General features: G+C 39.1%; 6 protein-coding genes. 1 reads left to right on the forward strand and 5 read right to left on the reverse strand.

Annotated elements, in window-relative coordinates:
• The 5 genes from Q1V93_RS13105 to Q1V93_RS13125 form a co-directional block, all read right to left on the reverse strand.
• On the reverse strand, positions 1-5,532 hold a 5,532-nt coding region (locus tag Q1V93_RS13105; protein WP_300665330.1), incomplete at its 3' end, for a hypothetical protein.
• Position 5,533: 1 nt separating this feature from the next.
• A complete protein-coding gene (locus tag Q1V93_RS13110) occupies positions 5,534-6,022 on the reverse strand; it encodes a hypothetical protein (protein ID WP_300665331.1) in 489 nt (162 codons plus the stop codon).
• Positions 6,023-6,132: 110 nt separating this feature from the next.
• Positions 6,133-6,624, reverse strand: coding sequence for an OmpH family outer membrane protein (locus tag Q1V93_RS13115; RefSeq protein WP_300665333.1), 492 nt, complete (start codon positions 6,622-6,624; stop codon positions 6,133-6,135).
• Positions 6,625-6,627: 3 nt separating this feature from the next.
• Positions 6,628-8,421: a DNRLRE domain-containing protein gene (locus Q1V93_RS13120; protein WP_300665334.1), complete on the reverse strand. Its 1,794-nt coding sequence runs from the start codon at positions 8,419-8,421 to the stop codon at positions 6,628-6,630.
• A gap of 14 nt (positions 8,422-8,435) precedes the next feature.
• Positions 8,436-8,924 (reverse strand): hypothetical protein, encoded by a 489-nt coding sequence (locus Q1V93_RS13125; protein ID WP_300665336.1) that lies wholly within the window; start codon positions 8,922-8,924, stop codon positions 8,436-8,438.
• A gap of 33 nt (positions 8,925-8,957) precedes the next feature.
• On the opposite strand from Q1V93_RS13125, the gene Q1V93_RS13130 reads away from it, so the two are divergent.
• Positions 8,958-9,363 (forward strand): hypothetical protein (locus tag Q1V93_RS13130; RefSeq protein WP_300665337.1); only part of this gene is annotated, 406 nt, incomplete at its 3' end.

Here is a 9,363-nt window from a genome sequence, read left to right on the forward strand (position 1 = left end):
GTAAAAATTCAGATTATTCGTCGAATTCTGATCCAGGTCAATCGTAGCTGTTGTATATTCCTCAAAGCTTTCAAACCCGATTTCAGAATTCTTTGCATTACCGGCCACCGCAATCGGTTCAATTCCATTTCTACCGTAAAGTGATGATGAATAAGTGTTCAGGATATTTTTACTTTCAATGGCATTGCTGGAAGGATTCATTAAAGTGATCTGATCTGTCAAACGCCACTTGGACAGACAAGCCTGAGATGTCGGCTCCGCTAACAATGACTCAAAATTGAACAATTCTACCCCATTCATGACCCCATCTGTTTTCAGATTGACATCCGTTCCCTGGGTTCGGTCATCCGCATAGAAATAATTCCTGATCGGGTTGAAGTTTCCACCAAAACCTTTGGAATAAAAGGCATTGTCAGTCCAACTGGCAGGAACTTCATTAATCTGACGCGTATCTTTATACCAGTATTCTCCTAATTCAGTAGCCGAGATACCAATGACATTATCAATCTTGCGAATTTTAAATACACGCATGCCATTTGACTTATCCTGGCAGATGATTTCTTGTCGCTGAACTGTCGGATTAGATAGTGCCGTGATGGTAGAAACCGGGGTTGTCAGGTTGTTTTTTCTCCCTGATTGGATAACAATTGCTTTGTAAATTCCGGATAAAGCCTGAGGCACTTCCAATTGTACTGTACTTCCTATGTTGTCTGAAAAATAGCCAATATATTTCGGACGACCTGCATCCTGCACATATCCGAAAATCGGATCATTCGTTACCGGCATCAACAACAAACGATCTCCCTTCACAAACTTATTGATGTCAGCTGAATTGTCCAATACCATTGTCTGGATTCCATTTGTGAGTGCTCCCGGGGTTTTCAGTATAACTTCCATACCAATATTCTGGTAAGCTGCACCTGCACGGTCGTAAACATCTCGTGCCAGGATCGAATAATTATAGATCTTATCTCCGTAATCATTCGTCACAGTCGTTAAAAGAGGGGCTCCGGTCAGATCATCAAAAACCAGGTTTTCGGTTTCTACTTTTGATCCTTTCTGTATAGCCGTAACCTTACTCAATAACCCGGATTTAGTCACCACTTTATTCGTCACAACTGTACCTACCTTTTCCTCCTGCCAATTGAAATAGGGGATTGGATAAAGCATAGCCAATGGTAGTAATGTTTCAAAATTCAACGTTAGAGATCCTGAAGCATTTCTTTTCTGAACATACTGAGTCCTTGGTATAAAATCGATGTCTGTTGCCAGGATTCCAGATATAATTTTTGCTTTTGTCAGGTCGCTGGGATCTCTGTCGGTAACCAAGATATCCACTTCGTTTTTTAATGATCGTGTGATAAAAGTCTCTCCGGCAAGATTCGTTGTCAGTTTTTCTTCATCAAAATAATCGTATTCTACCGAAGAGATCACTTGCTCATCGTAATGGTTGCTATTATCTGACGGAACAAGCGCCAATTCCTTCCCCCCTTTCGGTTTACCGTGCATATCATTCAACTCGGTGTAATAGCCCTGAGTTGCCGCCATTCTCAATCGATCTATATTCGCAAAAACAGCCGGAACGATCAGTCTTGATTTACGGAAGGTTTTGTTTTGTTCCAATTCGGTCACCTGATTAATAATCGGGAAATCTTTGGAAGTATAGAACTCCTGCACAGTAATTCCTCCGTAATGCTGAATAACACTTCCTGAGAAATTACTCCTTTTGTCGGCAGTATTTTTCGACATGATCCGAACCTGGCTGTACCCGACACTCGCCCCGGGGAAAATAGATTCGTTCCCTGGATCTTCCGTATAGGTATTTGCAACGTTTTTAGATAAAATATTTTTGTCTTCCCATCCCCGAACCGGGTTTCTCATCGGATTTTCATCACCACCGACTAAAGGTTCATAAGTGGCAACTCCTGAGCTTGTTTTTTCTCCATTCGGACCGGTAATATCGTATTCATAAACCGTTCCGTAAACCGAAGCTGATTCTGTTCCTGAAGAAACAAAAGCATCCGCCCAATTGTCATAGATACGGACTTCTCTCACCCGGTGCCCACCACCGAATTTGATTTTATCCGGTGTACGCATTCTCAAAAAGGATTTATCCAAATCAATTTCCGACAAACGGTCATTTCCATTTCCGTAAAGTGATTCTGTATACTTCTTAAACTTACTGCGAAGAGTTACTCCATAAGATATCATTGAAGTAGCGATTGACTTTGCTACCCCTTTATTCAAATCATCCATATCTGCATTCGGCAGGTTGTCAACTAGTATCTCTGGTTGATTGTAACGGATATGGCGAGCTCCAACTTCCGTAAACGGGTGGTAATCTGTGCTTTTACCATTCACTTTAAGTGGTTCCAATTCAACAGAACCCCATTGATAATAACCTCCGTTTAAACTATTCAGATCGACATCAATCGCGTTGACACGTGCATAACCTGCAACAGGTTCTTTCGTATTGCTTGCTTTTGTTAAATTGATCTCCACTTTAAAATAAAGATACTCTCCTTCACGAATGTATTTTCGTATCTCTGCTTTTGTTTCTTCATCTGAAAGGGCTTCTGCAATGGGTTTTTCCAATTTAAAGAATACCCGTCGGGTCTCCGCAGCTGCATTCTTATCTGAATTGATTTTATTGTTTGTTGAACCATTATTGTAAGGATCCAAACTGACAATTTTAAACATCTGCATGGCAACCTCATTTTGCACATACGCATAGGTATCCGATTCATAATCTATTTCGTAACGCCCTCCGGATGGTAAGTTAATCGCTTTCAGATTCCAAAGCGCAGCTCTTTCATCCATTACTGCCTTGCTGACATATGGATCAATATAAGGATTATCAATACTTTCAAAAGGTTTGTAATTCCCCCATTTGTCTATCGAAAACTTGCTATAAGTAACTTCTTGAGGGCTTCCGTTAACAGTCACCGTTTTATTGTATTCGAAAACATACGGATTGGTTGCTCCTGATTGGTTATTCCGGTAAGTGAACCAAACTTTCTCCAAGGTTAGTTTACCTCCTCCGGAAGGATTATCAGGAGTACCTTTGCACAAGGAATTAGCACTAGACAAATATTTGAAGTGACAGGTTTGAATTGGTTTTGCCGATCCGTTAAATACCCCGTTAGGATAACGCTCAGATTTCAGATAGATATTGATTTTATCTAACTTTTTATAAGATCCTGATCCCGGGGCACTTCCTGACTCTCCGGAGACTTGTACGCAGTCATCCCGATCCAAAAGAATGAATTCAGCAATATGTGTTTTTGTCTCAACAGTAGCTACATACCATATTTCTTTTTCTCCATAACTGTAATTAACAGTTCCATCTTTAAAACTTGTTTTGTACCCTCTGTTGTAGTTAACTCCCTGGTAGGGTGATTTCCATTTGAAATCACCATGGGCTTTAAAATAATTGAATTTCACCCAGTACCCTAAATCCCCGTCCGAAGCACCTTTTACATTGTCCAAATCCACATAATCTTCTCCCAAAATCGACGTCAACATATAGGAATGAGCATAAGTTCCTTTTTCAACTGAATTGTAATATTTATTTGTTCCGCTTATTTTATAATCCGAAGGAACAGTTGTACGCTGTGCTGAATTAACATCGGACCAGCTCTCCTCAGCAGAAAAAGCTACATCACGCTCTTTCTTATTTTGCGCAGGTAAACCATATACATATCTTAAGCCTTCTGGATTAGTTGCAATATATCCACCCACGTGAGCTCCCGGAAGTGCTCTTCTTATTTCATCATAACTTTTGATACTTCCTCTATTATATCCGGATCCCTGATTAACTGGAGCATCATAATACCCTAACGCAAATTCGGGGATCATTGCGTTCATGTAAGAGCTATTCATAATCAAGTTATTGGTGAATGGCTCTATATCCTGCGCTCTTTTTCTCCTGGTTGTTCTTGAAGCATTAGAAACAATCGTATTTCCTTGCTGATCCAGGTTATGAACCCTGTAAAAATTGTCTTCTTCATTAATCGCATAAGCCAAAGGCTTATTATTCGCTATGACAGCTCCATAATTTCCTTCCAAATCATCCTGTGCCTGATCTCCATACTCTTTAAAATAAACAGACTTTGCCAATGAAGCATCAACTGTTGCAAAAGATGCTCCGATAGAACCTGAGGGCCATGCTCTTACTGTTGAACCACTGAAAGAATACCCTAAATCCAGCCCCATCCGCATATTAGTAACAAGTGGTATCGCCACCTCAACGCCAAGATTTCCTCCATGTAATTCAGAATGAATATAAGGGTTTTCTGCATTTCCGATATCAGCTCTGTGAGGGCGAAATGAGTTTCCAATTCCCTGCCCGGTCACACTATAATTATCATAAGTTAAAGTTGGTACAGCCAATCTTCTGGTATCTTTATGAACCAATCCTTCGTTTTCAACAGAAAGGTCTTTCACACGATAATCATCTTCTGGTTCGGGGGTTCCTCCATTCTGATAGTACAAATACCCTATTCCCTTATATTCAACTTCCTTTCCTTTATTTTTTAATTTACTTGATTCAAATCCAATCGAAATCTCCGCCTTTAAGAAATTACCAAAAAGATTGACTCCTGTGCCAATTTTGAAATCTCCACTTCCTCCTCTCATCGCTTGCGGAGCAGTAACAGACACAAGAGGTTGAGCAAAACTCAGTGAATTACCACCCGATAAACTCTGTCTTTTTCTATTCCCATACTCATCTACCCTCTTCTTACTGCGTTTCATATCCAGAGCACCTTGAATGATGAGAGCACGTTGCCAACCATTTTTATCAAATCCGGTTGAAACACTTAGTGACTTTTTCGCACTATTATTATTTGGATTCATTTGACTGAATCCAAGCGTAACATCACCACTTACACCTTCTCTGGTATCTATTTTCGTATTAAATCCCAGATCTCCACTCATTTTTGATCCAGTTCCATCACTATAAATTTTTCTTATTTTGAGAGATAATCCAAAATCAGTCGAATAACCGAATCCACGATAATTATTGTAATAATAATTTACTCCGGTACCTATCGTAGCAGCCGCTGCAACAGGAGAAAAATCGATTCCAAATATTTCATAATTAGCTTTACTACCAGTAGTCACCGTCCAATTCGGTTTCTGATCCGTTTTAATTTTCACAACATCCTGATCAAAATCATCCGGTAAATTCCTTACTTGACGGTTAATTGTTCCCATGTTAATATTCCAGCCAAGCCCCACCCAGCTTGCCTCCTGGTCCATTTGCACCCCACTGTGATACGCCAGATTGACCGGATAACCACCATCTGGCCCGGGAAGATTGAATAAAGGAATATTGTACGTAAAATCTCCGGTAAACGGATCAACCATCTGGTTCGTACCAATCGGTTCAAATGAATGAACTTCAGGCTGTGTTGGTCCGCCATCTCCTGCCAATGCATAATTCAATCCGGTTGAATCAATAAGCAATTGCACGATCAGTAAAAACACAATCGATTTTGAAAATTTGTTCTCTCTAATTTTAAGAATCATGTTACTTGATTTTAGGAATATTCAGGGTGTTTAATTTTTGTATATCAATGGGAATTATTCTATTTCCAAATACCTGGTCGTTGAATATAAATTCTTTGACAGGGTTGTCTTTTTGAGCTTTCTCAAAAGCTAAATAAATGCTTATAAATGGGGCATTCCCATAGTTGTTCTCAAACTGGTAATGGGTCGGCGAAATCGTATCCAGTTTTCGGACAATCGAAAAATCAAACTGAGCAGATTCTATTAAGTAAAATAGCTTTTGATTATACATTTCTTTATCATCTGAGTATTGAATTAAAAGGTCTTTTTCACCCGAAGAAATTTTAAACGAAAACTCATCATAAGCATCGTTTTGTTTATACCAGTTTTGAAGGTCCTTTTTTTCCTTAGTAACTTCTTTTCTCAAAATAGCAGCCATTAATTTCAACTCAGCAGGATTGAAGCGCAGCTGATAGTTCAATCCGTCAAAGTCTGTTTTAAAAAGTAACATTTCCTTGTTCGAAGCATACCAGTCTTTGAATGCATCAAATGGCTGCTTTTCATCAAATGAAATGAAACCCAGACATGGGACTATCCAAACCAGAAAACAAAAACGTCTCATTATTTTTGTTTATGAATAAATTCAATCAATTCATTGGTGATATCACAACGATCCGAAGCATACATGATATTTCCATCTCCTTTGGCTCCGAGAATAAAATCAATCCCGTGTTTTTTCCCGTATTCAGAGATTGACCGGTTGATCTCCCCCCAAATAATCTCATCAAACTGCTTGGACTTTTCCTCGTACTGACGTGTGAGTTCTTCCTGCTTCGTCAGAAGTTCATCTTCCATCTCCTTAATAAAAGAAGCTTCAGCACCGGCAGCTTTATAATCCCGGATGTCTTTTTGAATGCCTGCCAATTGAGCATTACTTTGTGTTTCCAAAGCTTTCAAATCCTGTTGAAATTTTTTATAGTAGTCGGACTCCAAATACACTTTTGACATAGAAACATAACGCACTTGCTCTTTTTTAGAACTTAAATACCATCCCAAACCAAAAATCCCCAATCCAACTCCCAGAAGGAGTATTATAATTATGATCTTCTTCATTTTTTAAATTACTTTGAATTTCAAATATTCTTTCTTCCCACTGCTATCCGTTAACTCCAACAGGTAAATATTATTTGCAATCAAGCCTGCAGACGACAAATTGATTACGATCCAATTGGTATAGTCCGTTTTTGTTACTGAAGGTCCGGCAACCGAAGAATCATCATTCAAACATTTAATGGAGTAGTTTAGATTATTATCCGTGTCAAAATAATCTTTGTAACGGATCTTCAGTTTCCTGTCAGCCGGCAAATCTGCGATATCCGGCCCTACGGTTTCCTTCGGAACATAGTACAAATTCTGATTCGTCGAACAGTCATTTGAGGTAATATTCATGTTCAGTGTTGGTTTCGAACCTGAAGTAGCATCAGAAGAATGAAACTGCATCAATGTATTCGTTCCCATATAGGAAATCAACTGCAAATGACAGCCGTAATTTTGTGTATTATTCAGCTTCCAGTTGTTAACAAGGTTTGCAATGTTAACAGTTACATTTGTGTTTCCTGCTCCAACAGAAGGGACTCCAACCGAAGGACTGGAAAGCGATGCTGGTTTATTCGTATAAGCAACTGACATTTCTGCCCAAGGAGCATTCACCAACTTCAAATTAGAAGTGTTTGCCCTGTCAGCTGGGTTATGGGCGTTCCCATAAAGGGTTAAGTTTGCCACATTAAAACTCAGGTTAGGATCAAACCAAAGCCGAAAACGCAACAAGCTTTCAAATTGATTAAATTGTTGTTCCGCAGAGATCAAACTGACATCATTTCCATTATTTAACTGTGTGTTAAACAATGCCGTAGTTCCCGACCCTGCTATTCTGTCACTGTAAGTTGCATCATCGATATAATCACTATTGTTGGGGTTAAATATGATACTGAAAGTAGTACATTTAACCCCAACAATAAACCCATAAAACATAATATCACCGGGTTCTGTTCCCGTAACTTTCAAACCATACCACCCATATTTCACACTACTTAAATTCGTTGTCGTGGCAATCGGGGTAGTTAAATTCGTAGAATTAAACCATTGATAACTTTTGGTTGATGATGACCCATTGACAATAACCGGAGAAATGGAACCGTCTGTAGAGGTTGTTGTACTTGCTTGAACAATCATCGCGGAACTCACTGACATGGGAATGTAGTAACTGACATCCAGTTTAGGCACATAATTATTGGTAGGGGTGGTTGTAGTTTCTGAGGAATGATAAGTCGCGGTCAATTGTAATCCACCTTCCACGTCTCTTCTAATTCTCCAGCCATAATTCGGAATGCGTTGTTCAACCAAAGCCTGAACCTGGTTCTTCACATCAAATACCCTGTACAGAAGCGTCCCTCCCGAAACCGGATAACTCACAGAATTAGATATGGTTACTGTAGCGGCTATTGTATTGTTTGAGATTCCCGAATTATGTGTGATTGTACTTTCAGCCCAATCCGTATTCACCAGATCTACATACAACTCCGTAGAATTTGCAGCCGCAATTCCCTCTGTACCTCTGGCGCTTAAGCGAAGGGTCGCGGAAGTGATAATTGCATTAGACGGAATCGTCGATAAATCAAACTTCAGGAAAGATCTTGCAGCAGCACGTACCATGGGTCTTGAGGAAATAAGAACACCATCGAGAGTAAGTGCTTCAGAGCTGCCAAAATTCAGTCCCTCATAAGCAGTCGTACTCATCGTATAGGCATCTTCAGTGGCATTGAATGAAGTTGAAATAATACCCTGAGCGAATGCGAAATTTATTGACATCAGCAAAAGCAGTAATAAAACCTGGAAATTCTTTCCTTTCATAAGTAAAATGATGATTAATTTGGTTGATAATTCAAGCTGAGTGATTTTAAATAAATCATCGCTGTATTCTGCACTTCAATAAAAAGGTTATATGACTTGTTATCATCCAGATTTGGAAATTGAATCAATATATTGTTACCATTGATTAAGTTTTGAGATTCAATATCTGATTTTGCCCCGTAAAAAACAGCCCTTGGGTTTTGAGAATTCCCTTCAAAAACGCGAACCGTTAAGGCTCCAAAATCACTTATATCATTCAGATACACTTCCAAGGATAACAATGGACTTCGTGAGTTCAGCGAATCTGTATTTTGAACAAGATGGACTTCAGCGGCTAAACTATCCAACTGAGAAAATAATGATGGTGATACTAAAAGTACCAACGCAAGAATAAGGTGGTTTTTCATGAAAAATGATATACAATTCTTTAATTTCAAAAAAATCAAATGAAACCTGAAGAAAATCAGGTAAAATTCAACCGCAAAGGTATCCAATTCTTTCATATTAAAATACTACTTTTGGAAAAAAAACAAAAGATGTTTCAATCAACCAATTTCACCGTCTTCAAGTCAGTTAAACGATGCTTAACCATCTGTTTACTGTTCGTTTACCCATTCGCTGGAAAGGCTCAGAAATTTGAAATTGAGAACAAATTCCATATTAAACAAGACAATAAATCCATTGTTTTCCACGTCCTCGACACGGACGACAGTCAACTGAAAAAACACCACCCGGACAAGATCTATTTCTGGTTCAAGTCGCAAAAAATTCTTGCTACCCAGGGCGGAAGTTCGGGCAGTTTGCTGAATGGTCAGTACGAATCATTCTATAAGAATAATCAACTGGCGGAAAGAGGAGTTTTCAAAAAAGGATTGAAACACGGAGTGTGGAAATTCTGGGGCGAAAACGGCATATTGATCCACCAGGAAAATTGGTCACGCG

The organism is Fluviicola sp. (assembly GCF_030151805.1).
GTDB lineage: Bacteria > Bacteroidota > Bacteroidia > Flavobacteriales_D > Crocinitomicaceae > Fluviicola.

Excerpts from the sequence above, each read along its gene's own strand:
- Q1V93_RS13110 (WP_300665331.1), bottom strand. The coding sequence starts at position 6,022 with ATGTTACTTTTTAAAACAGACTTTGACGGATTGAACTATCAGCTGCGC.
- Q1V93_RS13115 (WP_300665333.1), bottom strand. The coding sequence starts at position 6,624 with ATGAAGAAGATCATAATTATAATACTCCTTCTGGGAGTTGGATTGGGG.
- Q1V93_RS13120 (WP_300665334.1), bottom strand. The coding sequence starts at position 8,421 with ATGAAAGGAAAGAATTTCCAGGTTTTATTACTGCTTTTGCTGATGTCA.
- Q1V93_RS13125 (WP_300665336.1), bottom strand. The coding sequence starts at position 8,924 with ATGAAAGAATTGGATACCTTTGCGGTTGAATTTTACCTGATTTTCTTC.